The sequence below is a fragment of the Ottowia beijingensis genome (genome assembly GCF_042680925.1).
GTDB lineage: Bacteria > Pseudomonadota > Gammaproteobacteria > Burkholderiales > Burkholderiaceae_C > Ottowia > Ottowia beijingensis.
Window position 1 is genome coordinate 306,526 of the sequence record NZ_JBHUEP010000006.1, and the last position, 19,318, is coordinate 325,843.

Here is a 19,318-nt window from a genome sequence, read left to right on the forward strand (position 1 = left end):
GATTTCAGATTGTTTTATGCATGAAATCATTGATTGACAGGCGCAAGCAGCTCCCATTGTAGGAGCGGCGGAAGCCGCGAACGCACTCCCACAAGCCCCAGCCATGCCCCCACGCGCCCTCGGCCCCTTCACCGTCAGCCCCATCGGCCTGGGCTGCATGAACATCTGCCACGCCTACGGCGTGGCGCCGCCGCCCGAGCAGGCCGAGGCGCTGCTGCTGGCCGCGCTCGATGCCGGCGTGACGCACTTCGACACCGCCGCGCTGTACGGCTTCGGCGCCAGCGAGTCCATCGTCGGCCAGGTGCTGGCGCCGCACCGCAGCCGCTTCACGCTGGCCAGCAAGTGCGGCCTCACGCACGAGACGGGCGACGGCACGGTCAAGCCCGGCCGCGTCATCGACGGCCGGCCCGAGACCATCCGCGCCACCTGCGAAGGCTCGCTGCGGCGGCTGAAGACCGACGTCATCGACCTGTACTACCTGCACCGCTGGGACAAGGCCGTGCCCATCGAGGACAGCGTGGGCGCGCTGGCCGAGCTGGTGCGCGCGGGCAAGATCCGCGCCATCGGCCTGTCGGAAGTCTCGGCCGACACGCTGCGCCGCGCGCACGCCGTGCACCCCATCGCCGCGTTGCAGACCGAGTATTCGCTGTGGACGCGCAACCCCGAGATTGCCGTGCTGCAAGCCTGCCGCGACCTGGGCGTGAGCTTCGTCGCCTTCAGCCCGGTCGGCCGTGGCTTTCTGGCGGGCGCGCTGCCCGATGTGGCCGCTGTCCAGGCGCTGCCCGAGAAGGACATCCGCCGCCCCATGCCGCGCTTTGCGCCCGAGCATTTCGCGCGCAACCTGCCGCTGCTGGCCGACTACCGCCGCCTGGCCGCCGATGCCGGTTGCACCCCGGCGCAACTGGCGCTGGCCTGGCTGCTGCAACAGGGCGACGACATCCTGCCCATCCCTGGCACGCGCACGGTCGAGCACCTGCATGAGAACCTGGGCGCGGCCGACGTGCGCCTTTCTGCAGACGTGCTGGCCGAGCTTGACGCCCTCATCAACCCCGCCACCGTCAGCGGCCATCGCTATGCCGAGCAGGCGCGGCGTGAAGTCGACACCGAAGACTTCGCTGAAAAATAACGAAACACAGCGATACCGCGCCGAGAAGACGCGGCGCCGCCCGCGCGGCACCATGACGGTCATGTTCAACACGCCTCATTGAAAGGCACCGTCATGAAAACCTGGATCAAACGCAGTCTCTTCGCCCTGGCCAGCGCCGGCATCGTGCTGGGCAGCCTCACCGCCTGCGGCCACCGCATGCACCACGGCGGCTGGCGCGCCGACGCCACGCCCGAGCAATCGGCCGAATGGCGCGGCCGCATGGTCGAACGCGTGGCGGGCAAGCTGGACCTAAACGCCGAGCAGAAGGCCAAGCTCACCGTGCTGTCCGACAAGCTGCACGCCCAGCGCCTTGCTGTGCGCGGCAGCACTGACCCGCGCGCCGAGGTGCAGTCGCTGGTGGCCGGCGCCACCTTCGACCGCGCCAAGGCGCAGGCCCTGGTGCAGCAGAAGACCGACGCCGTGCGCACCGGCAGCCCCGAGGTGATCGCGGCCATGGGCGACTTCTACGACAGCCTGAACCCCGCGCAGCAGCAGCAGGTGCGTGACTTCATGCAGAAGCGCCGCGGCTGGCGGCGTGGTGGTTGAGGCGTCCAAGGGCGCCAGCACCATGCGCGCAGACGCGAACGCATTGGCGGCCCGGCGGACCCTGGTGGACCTGGCCCGTGCCCGCGGGTCGGCCCTGTTGGCACGTCAGGCCGAGCCGCACGATGAGTTGCTCTCGCTGCTCTGGTGCGTGCGCTTCGATCGCGCCCATGCCTTGCGCCTGATCGCCCAGGCCGATGCGCAGCAGCGTGCGCACCTGAGCGGTGATCTCCTCGCTGCCGCGGATCTGTTCGATCACCTGGATGGCGCGTCGCAGGCGCACCTGCGCAGCCTGGTGGCGCGCCATGGGCGCCTGGCGCACGCGCCACAATGATCGGCATGGTCAACGTCCTGCTGATCGACGACGACGAACACCTGGGCCCGCCGCTGGCGCAGTATTTCGAGCGCTTCGGCCTGCGGCTGGCGCAGGCGCTGACGCCCAGCGACGGGCTGGCGCGGTTGCGGGCCGGCGGCTTCGACGCCGCCATCCTCGACGTCATGCTGCCCGAGATGGACGGCTTCGCGCTGTGCCGCACCATCCGCAAGGACAGCGACCTGCCGATCCTGATGCTCACCGCGCGCGGCGAGGTGATGGACCGCGTGGTGGGGCTGGAACTGGGCGCCGACGACTACCTGCCCAAGCCGTTCGAGCCGCGCGAGCTGGTGGCGCGCGTGCAGACCATCCTGCGCCGGCGCGTGGCCGCACCAACGCCCGACGCGCCGCTGCGCTTCGATGGCCTGACGCTTGACCCGGTCACGCGCAGCGTGCAGCGCGGCGGCGAGCCGGTCGAGCTGACCAGCACCGAGTTCGATCTGCTGCACCTGCTGGCGCGCGCGCCGGGCAAGGTGTTCAGCCGCGACGACATCCTGGCCGCGCTGCGCGGGCACGAGGCCGAGCTGTACACGCGCGCCGTGGACATCGTGGTCAGCCGCCTGCGCAAGAAGCTGGAGCCGCTGGACGCCATCAAGACGCTGCGCAATGCCGGCTACACGCTGGCCCTGCCGCGTGAGTTGCCATGAGCGAGGCCGTGCGGCCATCCTGGTGGCGCCGCGCTCGCCATTCCCTGCGCGTGCGGCTGGTGCTGCTGTTTCTGCTGCTGGCGGTGGCCATGAGCGCCGTGTTCCTGGGCGGCATCGGGAAGGCGTTTTCCAGCGGCTGGCGGGGCGCGGTCGATCCGTTGATCGGCGACTATGCCGACCGGCTGGTGGCCGAGATCGGCTCGCCACCGAGCGTCGAGCGCGCGCAGGCCATCGCGGCGCACCTGCCGGTGGTGGTGCACATCAGCGGGCCGCAGGTGAACTGGGCCTCGGGCGCGCGGCCGCAGCGCGGCCCGCCGTGGGCGCGCGAGGATCGGCCCGACCGCGCCGCGGTGCTTCGCCAGACCGCCGACGGCCACCGCATCGAGCTGTCGTTGAGCGCGCGGCCGGCGCAGGGCGCGCAACGCTTCGTCTGGATTACGCTGGCCCTGCTGCTGGCGCTGACGGCGGCGGCCTACGCGCTGGTGCACCGCATGCTGCGACCCATCCGCGCCATTGGCGAGGGCCCGCGCCGCTTCGGTGCCGGGCAGTTCGAGCCGCCGATTCCGGTGCAGCACGCACGGCACCCCGACGAACTGAGCGAACTGGCCCAGACCGTGAACCACATGGCCGGCGACATCCGCCAGATGCTGGACGCCAAGCGCACGCTGCTGCTGGCCATGAGCCACGAGCTGCGCAGCCCCCTCACGCGCGCGCGCCTGAACGCCGAGCTGCTGCCCGAGGACGCTGCCACCCAGCCCACGCGCGATGCCCTGCTGCGCGACCTGGGGCAGATGCGCGAGCTGATCGCCGATCTGCTGGAAAGCGAGCGCCTGGCCAGCCCGCACGCCGCGCTGCAGCGCACGCCGACCGACCTGCCGGCGCTGGCGCGCGCGCTGATCGACGAACTGGCCGTGGCCAACCCGCTGGCTGCCAGCGTGCGCCTGCAGGCCGATGCCGCGCTGGCCGCGCCGCTGTCGCTGGATGCCGGCCGCCTGCGCCTGCTGCTGCGCAACCTGCTCGACAACGCGCTGCGCCACACACCGGCCGGTGCGCCGCCGCCCGAGCTGCACCTGCGCCGCAGCGCCGAGGGCGTGCTGATCGAGCTGCGCGACCACGGCCCCGGCGTGCCGCCCGAGCAGCTGGCGCAGCTGGCCGAGCCGTTCTACCGCCCCGACGGCGCGCGCCAGCGCGGCACCGGCGGCGTGGGGCTGGGGCTGTACCTGGCGCGCATGGTGGCGCAGGCGCATGGCGGGCGGCTGCTGCTGCGCAACGCCGAGCCGGGGCTGCTGGCGCAGGTGGTGCTGCCGGCGCATTCTGACTTGCAATCAAATCAATAGCTGTTGGCGCCCGTCAAATGGCGCTTTCAGCCTGAAAATGTTTGAAACCGCTCCCGGCGCCCGTCACGGCAGCGCCAGCGCCGGCCCCTCGTCCGCCACGCCGCCATCGCGCTGCTTCTGCTGCTGCCGCACGGCGCGCATCACGTCGTCGGCCATGTTCTGCAGCAGCATCACGTCGCGCGGCGACAGGGTGCGCGGTTGCGTGTCGAGCAGGCACAGCGTGCCCAGCACCTGCCCCTCGCGCGTGCGCAGCGGCGCGCCGGCGTAGAAGCGGATGCCGCGCTCCTTCAGCACCGGGTTGGCGGCAAAGCGCGGGTCGCGCGCCACGTCGGGCACCACCAGCGGCTCGCCGTCGGCCACCACATGGCCGCACAGCGACAGCGCACGCGGCGTGCCTTGCTCCGGCGCGCCGTCATCGGGCCGGCCGGCGGCGCTGGCGTCGCCGTGGGTGAGCTGCCATTGCTCGTCGACCAGCGACACCTGCGCCATGGCGCAGTCGAAGGTGTCGGCCGCGCGCTTGGCGATGGCGTCGAGCCGCCCGCGCAGCGCCGGTGCCAGCACGCCGCTATCGCGCAGCGCCTGCAGGCGCTCGGCTTCGTTGCCCGGCAGCGGTGCCGGGGTGTAGGGCGCGTCGTCGGCGGTGTTGACGAGCCGGCTCTGTGCCTGCGCCACCAGCTCGTCGAACGAGGTGACCAGCGCGTCGGCGCCCACCAGCGTGGCGATGTCGGCCTCCGGGTGGTCGGGCAGGTAGTTCAGGGCCGCCAGGATCACCTGCACGTCGGGCCAGCGGCGGCGCAGGCGGCGCACGAAGTACTTGGCCAGCGTGGTCGGGTCGTGCGTGAGGTAGCACAGCACCAGCACCTCGGCATCCTGCAGGTCGAGCTGGGCGAAGTAGTCGGCCGACATCACGCTGACCTGCACCGCGCGGCTGCCGATGCCTTCCAGCGCCAGCGTGTGCGCGGCCATGTCGGCGGCCAGCGCGTCCACCGCCCAGCGCCCGCCTAGGCAGGCCACGCGCACCGGCAGCTCGGGCGGCGGGGGGTGCTGGTCGCGCAGTTCGTCGATCACTTGGTCCATGCCCGAGATCACGCGGTGCCGGTGCTCGGCCGTGGCCACCGTGCCGTGCGCGCTGGTGGCCAGGCGCAGCGCGCCCAGGCCGACCTCGTCGTAGAAGTGCCGGGGCGATTCGGCGTCGGCGTGCTGGATCGCCAGGTCGACGGCTTCCTCCACGTCGCCCGCCAGCAGGCGCTGGTGCAGGCGCGTGGGCTCGTCCAGCGCGCGTTCGCTGCCCAGCAGCACCTCCAGGAACTGCAGTTGCGGCAGGTGGTGGCCCAGCACCAGCAGCACCACGGTGATCGGCGTCGACAGGATCAGGCCGATCGGCCCCCAGATGGCGGTCCAGAACATCGCCGCCAGGATCAGCGACAGCGTGGACAGGCCGGTGGTGGCGCCGTACAGCCAGGGTTCGATGACGTTGTTGCTGATGACTTCCAGCGTCACGATCAGCGCCAGCGCCCACAGCACCATGTCCCAGCCGGGGTCAACCGCGAAGGCCAGCGTGAGCGGGAACACCGCGCCGATGATCGGCCCCACGTAGGGCACGAAGCGCAGCATCGCCGCCAGCAGGCCCCACACCAGCGCGCCCGGCACGCCGATCAGCAGCAGCCCCAGCGCCATCGGAATGCCGTAGGTGGCGTTCACGATCAGCTGCATGCCCAGGTACTTGCTCACGCGGCGCGCCGCCTCGTTCAGCGCGTCGGTGGTGCGGTGCAGGTTGCTGCCCAATAGCCGCAGCGCGCGGTCGCGCAGGTCGCCCTTGTCCAGCAGGATCAGGAACACGAACACGATGACGATGCCGATCATCACCACCGGCGTGGCAAAGCTGTCGACCCAGCGCTTCACCCGCTCGGCCGGGCGCACGCTCTGGCCGACGATCTCCACGCGCTGCGGCCGCTCGGCGGCGGGCTTGGGCGGCTCGGCCTGGCGCTGCGCCTGGTCGATCTCGCGCTCGACCTTGGTGACCACGCGCGAATACTGGTCCAGCAGGCCGGGCTGGCGCATCATGTCGCCGAAGTTGCGCAGCTTGCGGTTGATGGTCTGCTCGTAGCTCGGCAGGTTGTTGCCCAGCTGGCGCAGCTGCCCGACGATGAAGAAGGCGGTGCCGGCCAGCAGTACCAGCGTGGTGGCCATGACGATGAACACCGCCAGCGCCCGCGGCACGCCGCGGCGCTTCAACCACGACACCAGCGGATCGAGCACGAAGCCGACCAGGATCGACAACGCCAGCGGCACCAGCAGATCGCGCCCGAAGTACAGCGCGGCGACGATGACGGCCCCGCTCACCAGCCCGTTGACCAGCGGCTGGCGCGACAGCGCCTCGGCCGTCTGCGAGGCGACGTCGAGGGTGGCGCGGTCGCGCTCCGGCCCCGGCGCGGCCGGCACGTCCGTCGTCTGCGTGGTGGATGCGGGGGTGGTCACGAGCCGCTGTTCTCCCTGAAGCCCTGATGCACTTTCCGGCCCTGGCGAGAGGGCGCTGCGGCACGGCTGCACTGCATGGCGTGACGCGATTGTTGGGCCGCCCCGCGCAGGCGGCTGTAGGACGAGTGCGCGACGCCGGGTGCGGCGCCGGTGCGACCTGCGCTTGGCCCACAATGCGCCCATGTCTACCGATCCTGATCGCTCCCTCAAGCTCGCCGGTGCCAGCAACTTCCGCGACCTGGGCGGCTACACCGGCGCCGACGCGCGCCCGGTGCGCTGGCGGCGGCTGTTCCGCTCCGACCACCTGGCGGCCCTGACGCCCCAGGATGCCGAGGTGTTCACGTCGCTCGGCGTCACGCGCGTGTTCGACTTTCGCGGCCGCGACGAGCGCGCCGCCGTGCCCTACGAGCTGCCCGGCGTGGCCCAGCATCCGCTGCCCATCGAGCCCACGGTGGTGCAGCGCATGAAGGACCTGCTGGACGCCGGCAAGGCCGTGACGCCCGCGCACACGGTGGAGCTGATGCAGGAGACCTACCGCGCCTTCGTGCACGACAACGCGGCGCGCTTTGCCGCGCTGTTCCAGCACCTGCTGGACAGCGACGCGCCGCTGGTGTTTCACTGCACCGCCGGCAAGGACCGCACCGGCTTCGCCGCCGCGCTGATCCTGCTGGCGCTGGACGTGCCGCGCGACGTGGTGATGCAGGACTACCTGCTCACCAACGACCTGTACCGCATGCCGGCGCTGCCCGACGCCCGCGCGCCGCGCGAGGTGCTGCACGTGCTGTGGCGCGTGCAGCAGGAGTTCCTCGACGCCGCGCTGCACGCCGTGGACGCCGACTACGGCGGCGTGCAGCCCTACCTGTCGCGCGCGCTGGGCGTGGGCGAGGCCGAGCGCGCGCAGCTCAAGCGCTGGTATCTGCAGCACGATTGAGCGGTTGTGAGGGCGGGCCGCCGGCCTGGTGGGCTGTGCGGCTTCCATTCACTGCGGCGCGTCGAGCTGCTGGTGGGAAGGGGCTTGCCCGCGATGACAGCGCCTGCTGTTCAGACGCGCCGCATCGCGGGCAAGCCCGGACCCAAAGTGGGTCTACGGCGCTGAGGCAACAGATACTCCCCCATATGCAATCCACCAGCGCCCGTCTGGCGGGCGCTAGAGGTGCATACTCCCCTTGGGAAGTTCAGTTGCGGGCCTCAGTCCCGCGCGGCGAACTGCAAACCCCATGGCGTCTTCTGCCACGCCACCACTTCCTCGCGCAGCAGGTGGGCCGACTGCGGCCAGGCCTCGGCCCAGCCGGGGCGGCAGCTCAGGGTGAAGCCGCGCGCCGGCTCGGCGTCGGGGCTGACCTGGATGTCGACGCAGTCCGGGTCCTGCCGCGCATGGCACAGGATGACGGCCAGCCGCAGCGCCAGCAGCTGGCGCATGAACAGCGGCTGGCCGAAGCGCGCCTCCAGCTTGCGCAGCTTGCCACGGTGGCCCAGCACCAGTTGGCTCAGGTCGTGCAGCTCGTGCATGGCGAAGCCCGAGACGTCGGCGTGGTCGAGGATGTAGGCGCCGTGCTTGTGGTAGTCGGCGTGCGAGATGCGCGAGCCGATCTCGTGCAGGCGCGCGGCCCATTCGATCTGGCGCTCGGCCTCGGGGCGCTGCTTTTTCTTCAGCCCCACCGCCAGCTGGTTGAACAGGTGCAGCGCGGTGCGCGCCACGCGCTCGGCCTGCGTCTTGTCGGCGCTGAACTTGGCGGCCAGCGCCTCGATGGCGGCGGCGCGCACGTCGGTCTTCTGGTGCTGGCGGTCCAGCATGTCGTACAGCGCGCCGTGGCGCAGCGCGCCGTAGGCGTACTGCAGGCGCTCGATGCCCAGCAAGTCGAACAGCGCACGCAGCACCGCCAGGCCGCCGCCGATGACGGCCTTGCGCTCGTCCTTGATGCCTTCGAGCTTGATGGCGTCGAAGCGGCCGGCCTTGATCAGCTTGTCGCGCAGCCAGTCGAGGCCCTCGCGCGTGATCAGGTAGCGCTCGGACGTGCGCCCGGCCAGCAGCAGCGTGTCGGCGATCGCGCCCACGGTGCCCGAGCAGCCGTAGGCCACGTCCCAGTGCTTGCGCCCGTGGGTGCTGATGGCGTCGTCGAGCACCGCCTTGGCGGCGATCTCGGCGCGCTCGAAGTTCTTGGCATTCAGCTGCTGGTCGGCAAAGTAGCGCATCGACCAGGCCACGCTGCCCACGCGGTACGACTCCATGGTGTGCGGCGTGTACTCGGTGCCGATGATCAGCTCGGTCGAGCGGCCGCCGATGTCCAGCACCAGGCGGCGCTCGTCCGACTGCGGCAGCATGTGCGCCACGCCCTGGTAGATCAGGCGCGCCTCCTCGCGGCCGGCGATGACGTCGATCGGAAAGCCCAGGATCTGCTGCGCGACGGTGAGAAATTCCTCGCGGTTGCGCGCCTCGCGCAGCGTTTGCGTGGCCACCGCGCGCACCTGGTTGGGCGCAAAGCCGGCCAGCCGCTCGGCAAAACGGGCCAGGCAGTTCCAGCCGCGTTGCATCGCGTCCTGCGACAGGCAACGGTCGGCGTCCAGCCCCGCGCCCTGGCGCACGGTCTCCTTGTGGTATTCCATGCGCTGGAGCTGTCCCAGCTCCAGGCGGGCGATTTCGAGACGGAAGCTGTTGGAGCCCAGGTCCACAGCCGCAAGACGGGTGCCGGATTGCATAGATGAGGCTGGCGCCTGGTGGCGCCGCAAAGAAGTCGCTGCCGATTGTGGCGCATTCCACGGGGCACGCTGGCGCCGTCGCGTGCTTGTGTGATGTCACGAAGTTGTCACATTGGCTAAATACAGTCGCCCTGTCTGCCTTAACCCCTACCAAGGATTTTTTCCATGAAACGTACCTTCCTCAAGGCCCTGGCCGTCACGGCGCTGGGCGCCTTCGTCAGCACCGCGGCCTTAGCGGCCGATATCACGGGCGCCGGCGCGACCTTTCCGTACCCGATCTACGCCAAGTGGGCCGAGGCCTACAAGAAGGAAACCGGCACCGGCCTGAACTACCAGTCGATCGGCTCGTCCGGCGGCATTCGCCAGATCCGTGCCAAGACTGTGGCATTTGGTGCCACCGATGCCCCGCTCAAAGGCGAAGAACTGGATAAAGACGGCTTGGTGCAGTTTCCGGCCATCATTGGCGGAACCGTTCCGGTCATCAACCTCGATGGTTTCAAGCCGGGCGAGCTGCGCATCACCGGCCCCGTGCTTGCCGACATGTTCCTGGGCAATATCACGAAATGGAACGACCCCAAAATCGCCGCCCTCAACCCCGGCAAGAACCTGCCAGACCAAGTCATCACCGTGGTGCATCGTGCTGACGGATCGGGCACCACGTTCAACTGGACCGACTACCTGAGCACGGTGAGCAAGGATTTCGCCGACAAAGTGGGCAGGGGTGCCGCGGTCAAATGGCCCGCCCCGACGTCGGTCGGCGGCAAGGGCAACGAGGGCGTGGCCGCCAACGTCAACCGCATCAAGGGTTCTGTCGGTTATGTGGAGTACGCCTACGCTAAAAAGAACAACATGAACTTCATGCAGCTGCAGAACAAGGCTGGCAAGTACGTGAGCCCCGACGATGAGGCGTTCGCGTCGGCAGCAGCGGGCGTGGACTGGTTCAGCGTGCCGGGCATGGGCGTGTCGATGGTGGATGCCAAGGGCGACAAGTCCTGGCCGGTGTCGACGGCGTCCTTCATCCTGATGTACAAGCAGCCGACCGACAAGGCTCAGTCCGCCGAAGTGCTGAAGTTCTTCGACTGGGCGTTCAAGAACGGCAAGCAGATGGCGGCCGAGCTGGACTATGTTGCGCTGCCCGACAGTCTGACGAACGATATTCGCTCCAAGGTCTGGTCGCAGATCGCCAAGTAACGCCTGGTTCAGAGCGCGGCCCGGCAGGCGCAGCCAGTGCCTGCCGGGCCGATTTCAAGCCGCACAAACCATAATGAGCGTGATGAGGACTGTATGAGCGTGGGAATGACGTCCATCAACAATCTGCCGCATTCGCCAGACAAGGCAACCAGCCTGATCGCCCCCCGCATGGTGGCCATCGCGCGCCGCCAGCGTTGGCAGGACGTGCTTTTTCATCGCGGCACGCAGGCTTTCTCGCTGCTCGTGCTGGCGGCGCTGCTTGGGATTATCGTATCCCTGTTCCTGAACGCATGGCCGACCTTCAAGACATTCGGCCTGAAGTTTCTTTGGACAGCCGAATGGGACATCATCAACGAGCAGTTTGGTGCTGCCATTGCGGTCGTGGGCACGGTGTTGAGTGCCAGCATCGCATTGTTCATCGCGGTGCCTCTAGCGTTTGGCATCGCGTTATTTCTAACTGAAAACTGCCCGACGTGGCTGCGGCGTCCCCTGGGTACGGCCATTGAACTGCTGGCGGCAGTGCCTTCGATCATCTATGGCATGTTCGGCCTGTTCGTGTTCGCGCCGATCTTTGCCGACTTCATCCAGACACCGCTGCAGAGCCTGCTGGGCGGCATGCCGCTGATCGGCTGGATGTTCGGCGGCGCCATCAATGGCATGGGCATCCTGGCCGCCGGCATCGTGCTGGCATTCATGATCCTGCCCTACATCGCTGCCGTGATGCGCGACGTGTTCGAGATCGTGCCGCCGATTCTGCGTGAATCCGCCTACGGTCTGGGCTGCACAACTTGGGAGGTTGTGCGCAGGGTGGTGCTGCCCTACACGCAGAAGGGCGTCATCGGCGGCATCATGCTGGGGCTGGGCCGCGCCCTTGGCGAGACCATGGCCGTCACCTTTGTGATCGGTAATGCCAACCGTATGCCGACGTCGCTTTTCTCGCCTGGCACATCGATTGCCTCGGTGCTCGCCAACGAGTTTGGCGAGGCAGCCGACTTGCATCTGTCGACGCTGTTTGCACTGGGCTTTCTACTGTTCGTTATCACGTTCGTCGTACTGGCGCTGGCCAAGATCATGATATTGCGCGCCGAGCGCGCCAAGGGGACCTGAGATGGCGACGATTAAACTGGAAAGCGCGCTCTACAAGAAGCGCAAGTCCGCCAACGCCATTGGGCTTGCACTTTCGATGGCGGCCATGGCGTTGGGCCTTGTTGTGCTCTTGTGGATCTTGTTCGTGCTGCTCAGCAAGGGCCTTGCAGCGGTCGACTGGAACATGTTCACGCGCGACACGCCGGCTCCGGGCTCCGAAGGCGGTGGCCTGCGCAACGCCATCGTCGGCAGCCTGATGATGCTGGGCCTGACGGTGCTGGTGTCCACCCCGGTCGGCATCCTGGCCGGCATCTACCTGGCCGAATACGGCGACGAGAGCAAGACCGCCGAGTTCACCCGCTTCGTCACCGACATCATGCTGTCGGCGCCGTCCATCGTGCTGGGCCTGTTCGTCTACGCCATCCTGGTGGCGCCGATGGGCCAGTTCTCGGGCTTTGCCGGTTCGCTGGCGCTGTCGCTGATCGCCATTCCGGTGGTGGTGCGCACGACCGAAAACATGCTGCGCCTGGTGCCCGGCAGCCTGCGCGAGGCGGCCGCCGCCCTGGGCGCGCCGCGCTGGAAGGTGTCGCTCATGATCACGCTGCGCGCAGCCAAGAGCGGCGTCATCACCGGCCTGCTGCTGGCGATTGCGCGCGTCAGCGGCGAAACCGCGCCGCTGCTGTTCACCGCGCTGAACAACCAGTTCTTCAGCACCAACATGAGCCAGCCCATGGCCAACCTGCCGGTGGTGATCTTCCAGTTCGCCATGAGCCCGTACGACAACTGGATTCGCCTGGCCTGGGGCGGCGCGCTGCTGATCACGCTGACGGTGCTGATCATCAACATCGTGGCGCGGGTGTTCTTCCGCGAAAAATCGGCCGGCCACTGAGCGCCCGCCCGTATCGCCTAAAAAATTCAACAAGGATTCATCATGGAAGTTGCGACCCGCGTCCCGCAAGCCAGCATTCGCGGCAATGGCGTCAGTTTTGACCAGGAGCGCCTGGCACTGGAAATCAAGAACCTCGACTTCTTCTACGGCAATGGATTCCAGGGCCTGAAGAACGTCAACCTGTCGATCCCGGAGCACAAGGCGACGGCGTTCATCGGCCCGTCGGGCTGCGGCAAGTCGACGCTGCTGCGCACGCTCAACCGCATGTACAGCCTGTACCCGGGCCAGCGCGCGGTGGGCGAGATCCTGCTGTACGGCAAAAACGTACTTGACCCCAGCGTTGACGTCAACCTGCTGCGCGCCCAGGTCGGCATGGTGTTTCAGAAGCCGACGCCGTTCCCGATGACCATCTACGACAACATCGCCTTCGGCGTGCGCCTGTACGAGAACCTGAACAAGGCCGACATGGACGAGCGCGTGGAGTGGGCGCTGTCGAAGGCCGCGCTGTGGAACGAGGTCAAGGACAAGCTGGGCCAGAATGGCCTGTCGCTGTCCGGCGGCCAGCAGCAGCGCCTGTGCATCGCGCGCAGCGTGGCCGTGAAGCCCTCGATCCTGCTGCTGGACGAGCCGACCTCGGCGCTCGACCCCATCTCCACCGGCAAGGTGGAAGAGCTGGTGCACGAACTGAAGCGCGACTACACCATCGCCATCGTCACGCACAACATGCAGCAGGCGGCGCGCGTGAGCGACTACACCGCCTACATGTACCTGGGCGAGCTGATCGAATTCGGGGCCACGGAAGAGCTGTTCTTCAAGCCCAAACGCAAAGAGACCGAAGACTACATCACGGGCCGCTTCGGCTGACAACACCAGGAGACGTGTCCATGTACGACAAGCATTTGTCCAGCCAGTTCGACAGCGAACTCAACAGCGTTTCGTCCAACGTGCTGGAACTGGGTGGCTTGGTCGAGATGCAGATCAGGCAGGCGATCTACGCGCTGTCCGAGTTCAGCGTCGAGGTGGCCGACCAGGTGGAAAAGGAGGAGGCGCGCGTGAACGCGCTGGAGCTGGAGATCGACCGCGCGCTGTCCAACATCATCGCGCGCCGCCAGCCCACGGCCATCGACCTGCGCCTGCTGCTGGCGATCTCCAAGACCACGGCCAACCTGGAGCGCGTGGGCGACGAGGCCGCAAAGATCGCGCGCATGGTCAAGCGCATCATCGATTCGGGCAAGGCGCGCGTGCTGCCCACGGCCGAACTGCGCCACGCCGCCGACCTGGCCGGCGAGCAGCTGCGCAAGGCGCTGGATGCCTTCGCGCGCCTGTCGGTGGATGACGCGGTGGCCATCATCCGCGACGACGATCACATCGACGAGGAGTTCGACGGCTTCGTGCGCAAGCTCATCACCTACATGATGGAAGACCCGCGCACCATATCGGCCAGCCTCGATCTGCTGACCCTGGCCAAGGCCATCGAACGCATCGGCGACCATGCCAAGAACATCGCCGAATTCATCATCTACATCGTCAAGGGCACCGATGTGCGCCACAGCGCGCTGGAGCACGTGGAGTCGATCACGCAATGAGAACCATGCCACGCGTCCTCATCGTCGAGGATGAGGCGCCCATCGCAGAACTGATCGCCGTGAACCTGCGGCACAACGGCTTCCAGCCCACCTGGGCCATGGACAGCGAAGCCGCCCAGCGCGAGCTGGACGCCGTGCTGCCCGACGTCATCCTGCTCGACTGGATGCTGCCGGGCGAAAGCGGCCTGTCGCTGGCCAAGAAATGGCGCAAGGACCCGCGCACCAAGGCCGTACCCATCCTGATGCTGACCGCGCGCGGCGACGAGGCCGACCGCGTGGCCGGGCTGGATGCCGGCGCCGACGACTACATCATCAAGCCCTTCTCCACCAAGGAGATGCTGGCGCGCATCCGCGCCGTGCTGCGCCGCCGCGCGCCCGAGCAGGTGGGCGGCTCGGTGGCCATCGGGCCGCTGCTGCTGGATGCGTCCACGCACCGCGTCTCGTACGACGGCCAGATGCTGAGGATGGGCCCGACCGAGTTCAAGCTGCTGCACTACTTCATGAAGAACGCCGAGCGCGTGCACAGCCGCGGCCAGCTGCTCGACAAGGTGTGGGGCGACCACGTCTTCATCGAGGAGCGCACGGTGGACGTGCATGTCAAGCGCCTGCGCGAGGCGCTGGGCGTGGCCGGCGTGCTGATCGAAACCGTGCGCGGCGCCGGCTACCGCCTGACGGCGCAGCCGCTGGCACAACTGCAGGGCGCGCAGGCGGCCACCTCTTCCTGATATCGTGGGGCCCGCGTTGCGCACGCGGTCCTCATCATGGCCCTCCGGATTCTTTCCTTCATCCTGACGCTGCTGGTCCTCGGCGGGATCGGCGGGGGGTGGCTCGGCTGGCCGGGCGCGCTGGCCGGCGTGGTGCTGGGCGCGGCCATCGTCTGGGGCGTGGATTCGGTGTGCGGCCGGCGCTTCATCGACTGGAGCCGCGAGCCCGATACCTCCGCACCGCCCGTGCTGCGCGGCCTGTGGGGCGAGGCGTCCTACCGCACGGCCCGGGCGCTGCGGGCCGAACAGCAGAAGGCGCGCGACAGCGCCCAGCGCCTCACCGATTTCCTGGCCGCCATCCAGGCCTCGCCCAATGGCGTGATCCTGCTGGACCCGGAAGGCCGCATCGAATGGTGCAACGACATCGCCGGGCTGCATTTCGGCATCCATCCGCAGCGCGACCTGCTGCAGCACGTGAGCAACCTGGTGCGCGAGCCGGCGTTCGCCGCCTACTACGCCAGCCGCAACTACGAGCGCGAGGTCAAGATGTTCGGCCGCGGCGGCACCGCCAGCCAGCCGGTCAAGCTGTCGGTGCAGCTGCACCCCTACGGCAGCGGCCACAAGCTGATGCTGTCGCGCGACATCACCGCGCTGGCGCAGGCCGACGCCATGCGGCGCGATTTCGTGGCCAACGTGTCGCACGAGATCCGCACCCCGCTGACGGTGCTGGCCGGCTTCGTCGAGACCATGCAGAGCCTGCCGCTGACCGAGCCGGAGCGCGCCAAGTACCTGGAGCTGATGGCCGCGCAGTCGGCGCGCATGCAGACACTGGTGAACGACCTGCTGCTGCTGTCGCGCCTCGAAGGCAGCCCCTTGCCCGGCGTCAACGAGGTGGTCGATCTGGGGGCGCTGATGGCCCAGTGCGAGAACGAGGCGCGCGGGCTGTCCGAGCTGCTGCATCCCGACGACGCACGGCCGCAGAGGCTGTACTTCGACGCGCCGCCGCCGTTCGAGCTGACCGGCGCCGCCAGCGAGCTGCGCAGCGCCGTCTCCAACCTGATCAACAACGCCGTGCGCTACACGCCGGCCGGCGGCACCATCGACGTGCACTGGGAGCGCCTGCCCGACGGCGGCGCGCGCCTGTCGGTCACCGACACCGGCCCCGGCATCGCGCCCGAGCACGTGCCGCGCCTGGGCGAGCGCTTCTACCGCGTCGACCGCAGCCGTTCGCGCGAATCCGGCGGCACCGGGCTGGGGTTGGCCATCACCAAGCACGTGGCGCAGCGCCATGGCGGTGAATTGCAGGTGAGCAGCCAGCTGGGCAAGGGCTCGACCTTCGCGCTGGTGTTTCCGCCGCCGCGCGTGCGCCCGCTGCCCGCAGGGGCCGCGGCCGTCAGCGCGCTGGCAGCCGCCGCGTGACGCGCACCAGCAGCGCCAGGAACAGCAGGGCCACCAGCCCGAGCGAGCCCGCGCTGGCCAGCCAGAAGGCGCCCGGATCGGCCCAGCGCGGCACGCCGCCCAGGCCGTGGAAGGCCCAGCGGTAGCCGCCCGTCAGCCCCAGGCCCCACAGGAACACGCCGTAGATCAGCAGCGGCGACAGCGTGATGCGGTAGCTGCGCAGCACGAACAGGCTCACGGCCTGCACCGCATCGCCCAGGTGGTACAGTGCCACCCACACCAGCAGGCCCGCCGCCACGGCGATGATGGCCGGCTGGCTGACGTACAGCGCCGCGATCGGGCGCGCCAGCAGGGCCAGCGCCGTGGCCATCACTGCCGCCAGCGCCATGGTGCTGCCCAGGCCCAGCCAGGTGGCGCGCCGCGCCAGCCCCGGCTGCCCGGCACCCAGCCAGTAGCTGGTGCGGGCGCTGGTGGCAATGCCCAGCGCCAACGGCACCATGTACAGCACGGCGGCCATGTTGGAGGCGATCTGGTGCCCCGCCGCTGCCGTGGTGCCCATGCGCGAGATGAACAGCGCCATGAAGGTGAACGACGACACCTCCACCAGCACCGCCAGCCCAGCCGGAATGCCCAGGCGCAGGAAGGCGCCGAGCTGCGGCCAGTCGGGCCGCTCCATGCGGCGCCACAGCGCGTAGGGGCGGTAGAAGCCCTGCGTGAGCAGCAGCCACAGCGCAAAGCCCAGCAGCGCGTAATTGACCACCAGCGTGGCCCAGGCGCAGCCGGCCGCGCCCTGCGCCGGCAGCCCGGCGCCGCCGAAGGTGAACCACACCGACAGCGGAATCTTCAGCCCCAGCGAGCCGATCTGCAGCGCCGACACCAGGCGCGGCTTGCCCAGGCTCTGGTTCAGCGTGCTGTAAAGGCGAAACAGCAGCGCCGGCGGCAGGGCCCAGGCCAGCACCGCCAGGTAGCGGCGCACTTCCACCTGCAGCTCGGCCGGCACGCCGGCGGCGTTGAGCAGCGGGCCGGGTGACAGCAGGGCCACCATGCCGACCACGATGGTGGCTGCGCACAGGTACAGCGACTGCCGCACCGACGGCCCCACGGCGGCGTTGCGCCGGCTGCCGTGCAGCTCGGCCCACACCGGCAGCAACGCCTGCAGGATGCCCATCAGGCCGACGTAGACGCTGATGTAGACGGCCGTGCCCACGGCCAGCGCGGCCAGCGCGGTTTCGGAATAGCGGCCCGCCACCACCGTGTCGGTGACGCCAAAGGCCATCACCGCCAGCTGGCCGACCAGCACCACGCCGGCATGGCTGCCGATGGTGCGCAGCTCGGCAGCGCGCGACGGCGGGAGCAGCGGCGATGCGCCGGTTTCAGGCATCAAATCGGGCTCCAGCGACCGTCTGGCAAGCGCAGGCAGCTATCAATAAAGGAGTTCACGGTGTCACCACGCGGCGGAACACCATCAGGCTCTCGTTGTCGTCGGTGGGGCGGCGCACGCGCTCTTCCAGGCGCCAGTGGGCCATGGTCACGGTGGCCGGCAGGCTGGCCTGCGCGTCCACGTCGACCAGCAGCCACGGGCACTGCACCGGTCCGCGTGCCGGCGTCGGCTGCCAGCCGCCGTGAAAGCGCACCGCCGCCACCTGCGGCGCGCCCAGGCCGTGCACTTCCACGCAGGGCGCATCGCCCACCAGCGCGCGCACCTCGCGCATCTGCGGCGCAAAGCTGCGGCCGTAATCCAGCGCCGGCAGCCACAGCGTCATCAGCAGCAGCCAGCACAGCGTGGCGCCGGCGGCGGGCAGCACCAGGCTCTTCCACAGCGCGGTGCGGTGGCGCCCGGTGCGCCAGCGTGCCAGGGCGATCCAGGCCAGCGTGCCGGCCATGGCGGCGACGAAGGCCGGCCACTGGAACACCGGCTCGAAGCCCGGCGCCAACCGCGCCACGTTGGCCGCCGGCTTGGCGGGCACGCCGGTTTCCATGGCCACCCACACCACCCAGATGACGATGGCCCAGCCGGTGAAGAACAGCACCGTGAACCAGTCGATCAGCGAGGCCACGCTGCGCTGGAACGTGGGCAGCGCCAGCGCCGCCAGCGCCGCCAGCGCCGGCAGCGCCAGCAGCAGGGCGCGGTCGCCGGCCAGCGTGGCCACCGTGGTCAGCACCGGCACGCTGGCGATGACCAGCGGCAAGCCCAGGTGGCGCTGCTGGCGCAGCGAGGCCAGCTGCCGGCGCCAGCGCCACAGCGTCCACAGCACCAGCGGCCAGGCGGGCCAGGTGAACCACAGGCCCAGCTGGAACAGCGAGCGCCATTCCGTCCACTGCGTGCGCCAGGGCGCCAGCTGCCAGCGGAACAGCTCGAGCGCCCAGCCCAGGCCCAGGCACAGCAGCAACAGGGCCAGCAGCGTGAGCAGGGCGCGCGCGCGCGCGCCGCCGCTGGCGTGCGTGGGGCCGGGCAGCGCCAGCGCGGTCAGGCTCAGGCCCAGGTAGATCAGCACGGTGAACGGCGCGCCCGACAGCGTGAGCCCCACGGTGCCCGCCAGCAGCCCCGCGGTGGCGCCCATCGTGCGCGTGGGCAGCGCCGCCAGCCCGTAGAACACCAGGGTGCCGAAGAACAGCTGCGCCAGCGCGGGCGTTGTCTCGTGCGAGAACTGCGCCAGCCCCAGCGTGGCGATCAGCGCCAGCAGGCTGCCGTCGGCCAGGGCGCGGGCGTAGTCCAGCGGTGCCGGCTCGCCGCCGAAGGCAAAGGCCACCGGCTGCGCGCTGGGGTGGCGCGCCAGGTGGAACACGGCGTACCACGTGGCCGCCAGGGTGCCGGCCAGCATCAGCACGTAGGGCACGCGCACGGCCAGTTCGGGCGCCATGCCCAGCGGCCCCAGCCACTGCATGGCCCAGGCGCCGAGCCAGTAGGGCAGCAGGGCACCGGTGTCTGGGGCCATGCCCATCATCGACGGCTGCAGCCACTCGCGCCAGTGGCCGGCGTCCAGCAGCGACAGCATGTAGCCAAAGCTGGCGATGTCGGCGTTCTTCCACGGCGCGCGGCCCACGTAGCCGGGCACGATGTACGCCACGCACAGCAGCAGCAGCGCCCAGCGCGGCAGGCGGCGCACGGCGTCCTGGGTGACGATGGCGGGGCTGGGCTTGTTCAAGGCGAGCGCAAGAGGATCACCGGCCGATTCTGCCGGAGGAGCGCGAAAAAAAAGCAGCACGAAACCGTGCTGCTTTCCTGCCAGGGCCCGGCTGGG

At 69.3% G+C, this 19,318-nt stretch carries 17 protein-coding genes; 13 read left to right on the forward strand and 4 right to left on the reverse strand.

Going from position 1 to position 19,318, the window contains the following annotated elements:
• Positions 1-103 precede the first annotated feature (103 nt).
• From ACFSCU_RS08635 to ACFSCU_RS08655, 5 genes are all read left to right on the forward strand, one after another.
• Positions 104-1,126, forward strand: a complete 1,023-nt coding sequence (locus ACFSCU_RS08635; protein ID WP_180549759.1) for an aldo/keto reductase — start codon at positions 104-106, stop codon at positions 1,124-1,126.
• Positions 1,127-1,219: 93 nt separating this feature from the next.
• Complete coding sequence (locus ACFSCU_RS08640; RefSeq protein ID WP_180549758.1) at positions 1,220-1,693, forward strand: Spy/CpxP family protein refolding chaperone; 474 nt, start codon at positions 1,220-1,222, stop codon at positions 1,691-1,693.
• Between the two features lie 22 nt (positions 1,694-1,715).
• Positions 1,716-2,024, forward strand: coding sequence for a hypothetical protein (locus tag ACFSCU_RS08645; protein WP_257645628.1), 309 nt, complete (start codon positions 1,716-1,718; stop codon positions 2,022-2,024).
• A 5-nt stretch (positions 2,025-2,029) separates the two neighbouring features.
• Positions 2,030-2,710, forward strand: a complete 681-nt coding sequence (locus tag ACFSCU_RS08650) for a response regulator transcription factor (RefSeq protein ID WP_180549757.1) — start codon at positions 2,030-2,032, stop codon at positions 2,708-2,710.
• The gene (locus ACFSCU_RS08655) at positions 2,707-4,047 is read left to right on the forward strand and encodes a HAMP domain-containing sensor histidine kinase (protein ID WP_377560435.1); all 1,341 of its coding nucleotides are present in this window, start codon (positions 2,707-2,709) and stop codon (positions 4,045-4,047) included. Before ACFSCU_RS08650 ends, ACFSCU_RS08655 begins: the two co-directional genes overlap by 4 nt.
• Positions 4,048-4,110: 63 nt before the next feature.
• Here the strand turns inward: ACFSCU_RS08655 and ACFSCU_RS08660 are convergent, their stop codons facing one another.
• Positions 4,111-6,525 (reverse strand): AI-2E family transporter, encoded by a 2,415-nt coding sequence (locus ACFSCU_RS08660; protein ID WP_377560436.1) that lies wholly within the window; start codon positions 6,523-6,525, stop codon positions 4,111-4,113.
• A 181-nt stretch (positions 6,526-6,706) separates the two neighbouring features.
• Between ACFSCU_RS08660 and ACFSCU_RS08665 the strand changes: the two genes are divergently transcribed.
• Positions 6,707-7,456, forward strand: a complete 750-nt coding sequence (locus ACFSCU_RS08665) for a tyrosine-protein phosphatase (protein ID WP_180549754.1) — start codon at positions 6,707-6,709, stop codon at positions 7,454-7,456.
• 257 nt (positions 7,457-7,713) lie between these two features.
• Here ACFSCU_RS08665 and ACFSCU_RS08670 read toward each other — a convergent pair whose 3' ends face one another.
• Positions 7,714-9,222, reverse strand: coding sequence for a Ppx/GppA phosphatase family protein (locus ACFSCU_RS08670; protein ID WP_180549753.1), 1,509 nt, complete (start codon positions 9,220-9,222; stop codon positions 7,714-7,716).
• 165 nt (positions 9,223-9,387) lie between these two features.
• Here ACFSCU_RS08670 and pstS point away from each other — a divergent pair, with 165 nt between their 5' ends.
• From pstS to phoR, 7 genes are all read left to right on the forward strand, one after another.
• Complete coding sequence (pstS, locus tag ACFSCU_RS08675; protein WP_377560438.1) at positions 9,388-10,413, forward strand: phosphate ABC transporter substrate-binding protein PstS; 1,026 nt, start codon at positions 9,388-9,390, stop codon at positions 10,411-10,413.
• A gap of 105 nt (positions 10,414-10,518) precedes the next feature.
• A complete protein-coding gene (gene pstC, locus ACFSCU_RS08680; protein ID WP_377560439.1) occupies positions 10,519-11,520 on the forward strand; it encodes a phosphate ABC transporter permease subunit PstC in 1,002 nt (333 codons plus the stop codon).
• A 1-nt stretch (position 11,521) separates the two neighbouring features.
• Positions 11,522-12,388, forward strand: a complete 867-nt coding sequence (gene pstA / locus ACFSCU_RS08685; protein WP_180549751.1) for a phosphate ABC transporter permease PstA — start codon at positions 11,522-11,524, stop codon at positions 12,386-12,388.
• A 42-nt stretch (positions 12,389-12,430) separates the two neighbouring features.
• A complete protein-coding gene (gene pstB / locus ACFSCU_RS08690; protein WP_180549750.1) occupies positions 12,431-13,252 on the forward strand; it encodes a phosphate ABC transporter ATP-binding protein PstB in 822 nt (273 codons plus the stop codon).
• A 20-nt stretch (positions 13,253-13,272) separates the two neighbouring features.
• Positions 13,273-13,974 carry a phosphate signaling complex protein PhoU gene (gene phoU / locus ACFSCU_RS08695; protein ID WP_377560440.1) on the forward strand — a complete coding sequence of 234 codons (702 nt, stop codon included), beginning with the start codon at positions 13,273-13,275 and terminating at the stop codon, positions 13,972-13,974.
• Complete coding sequence (gene phoB, locus ACFSCU_RS08700) at positions 13,971-14,699, forward strand: phosphate regulon transcriptional regulator PhoB (RefSeq protein WP_180549749.1); 729 nt, start codon at positions 13,971-13,973, stop codon at positions 14,697-14,699. The genes phoU and phoB overlap by 4 nt, the downstream gene beginning before the upstream one ends.
• A gap of 36 nt (positions 14,700-14,735) precedes the next feature.
• Positions 14,736-16,097, forward strand: coding sequence for a phosphate regulon sensor histidine kinase PhoR (phoR, locus tag ACFSCU_RS08705; protein WP_377560441.1), 1,362 nt, complete (start codon positions 14,736-14,738; stop codon positions 16,095-16,097).
• Here phoR and ACFSCU_RS08710 read toward each other — a convergent pair.
• On the reverse strand, positions 16,072-17,457 hold the full coding sequence (locus ACFSCU_RS08710; protein WP_333705341.1) for an MATE family efflux transporter: 1,386 nt from the start codon (positions 17,455-17,457) through the stop codon (positions 16,072-16,074). The two genes, phoR and ACFSCU_RS08710, sit on opposite strands and share 26 nt — an antisense overlap.
• Positions 17,458-17,512: 55 nt before the next feature.
• Positions 17,513-19,222, reverse strand: coding sequence for a hypothetical protein (locus ACFSCU_RS08715; RefSeq protein ID WP_377560442.1), 1,710 nt, complete (start codon positions 19,220-19,222; stop codon positions 17,513-17,515).
• Between the last annotated feature and the right edge of the window lie 96 nt (positions 19,223-19,318).

Coding starts and splice junctions, on each gene's coding strand:
- ACFSCU_RS08635 (WP_180549759.1), top strand. CDS start 104: ATGCCCCCACGCGCCCTCGGCCCCTTCACCGTCAGCCCCATCGGCCTG.
- ACFSCU_RS08640 (WP_180549758.1), top strand. CDS start 1,220: ATGAAAACCTGGATCAAACGCAGTCTCTTCGCCCTGGCCAGCGCCGGC.
- ACFSCU_RS08645 (WP_257645628.1), top strand. CDS start 1,716: ATGCGCGCAGACGCGAACGCATTGGCGGCCCGGCGGACCCTGGTGGAC.
- ACFSCU_RS08650 (WP_180549757.1), top strand. CDS start 2,030: ATGGTCAACGTCCTGCTGATCGACGACGACGAACACCTGGGCCCGCCG.
- ACFSCU_RS08655 (WP_377560435.1), top strand. CDS start 2,707: ATGAGCGAGGCCGTGCGGCCATCCTGGTGGCGCCGCGCTCGCCATTCC.
- ACFSCU_RS08665 (WP_180549754.1), top strand. CDS start 6,707: ATGTCTACCGATCCTGATCGCTCCCTCAAGCTCGCCGGTGCCAGCAAC.
- ACFSCU_RS08670 (WP_180549753.1), bottom strand. CDS start 9,222: ATGCAATCCGGCACCCGTCTTGCGGCTGTGGACCTGGGCTCCAACAGC.
- pstS (WP_377560438.1), top strand. CDS start 9,388: ATGAAACGTACCTTCCTCAAGGCCCTGGCCGTCACGGCGCTGGGCGCC.
- pstC (WP_377560439.1), top strand. CDS start 10,519: ATGACGTCCATCAACAATCTGCCGCATTCGCCAGACAAGGCAACCAGC.
- pstA (WP_180549751.1), top strand. CDS start 11,522: ATGGCGACGATTAAACTGGAAAGCGCGCTCTACAAGAAGCGCAAGTCC.
- pstB (WP_180549750.1), top strand. CDS start 12,431: ATGGAAGTTGCGACCCGCGTCCCGCAAGCCAGCATTCGCGGCAATGGC.
- phoU (WP_377560440.1), top strand. CDS start 13,273: ATGTACGACAAGCATTTGTCCAGCCAGTTCGACAGCGAACTCAACAGC.
- phoB (WP_180549749.1), top strand. CDS start 13,971: ATGAGAACCATGCCACGCGTCCTCATCGTCGAGGATGAGGCGCCCATC.
- phoR (WP_377560441.1), top strand. CDS start 14,736: ATGGCCCTCCGGATTCTTTCCTTCATCCTGACGCTGCTGGTCCTCGGC.
- ACFSCU_RS08710 (WP_333705341.1), bottom strand. CDS start 17,457: ATGCCTGAAACCGGCGCATCGCCGCTGCTCCCGCCGTCGCGCGCTGCC.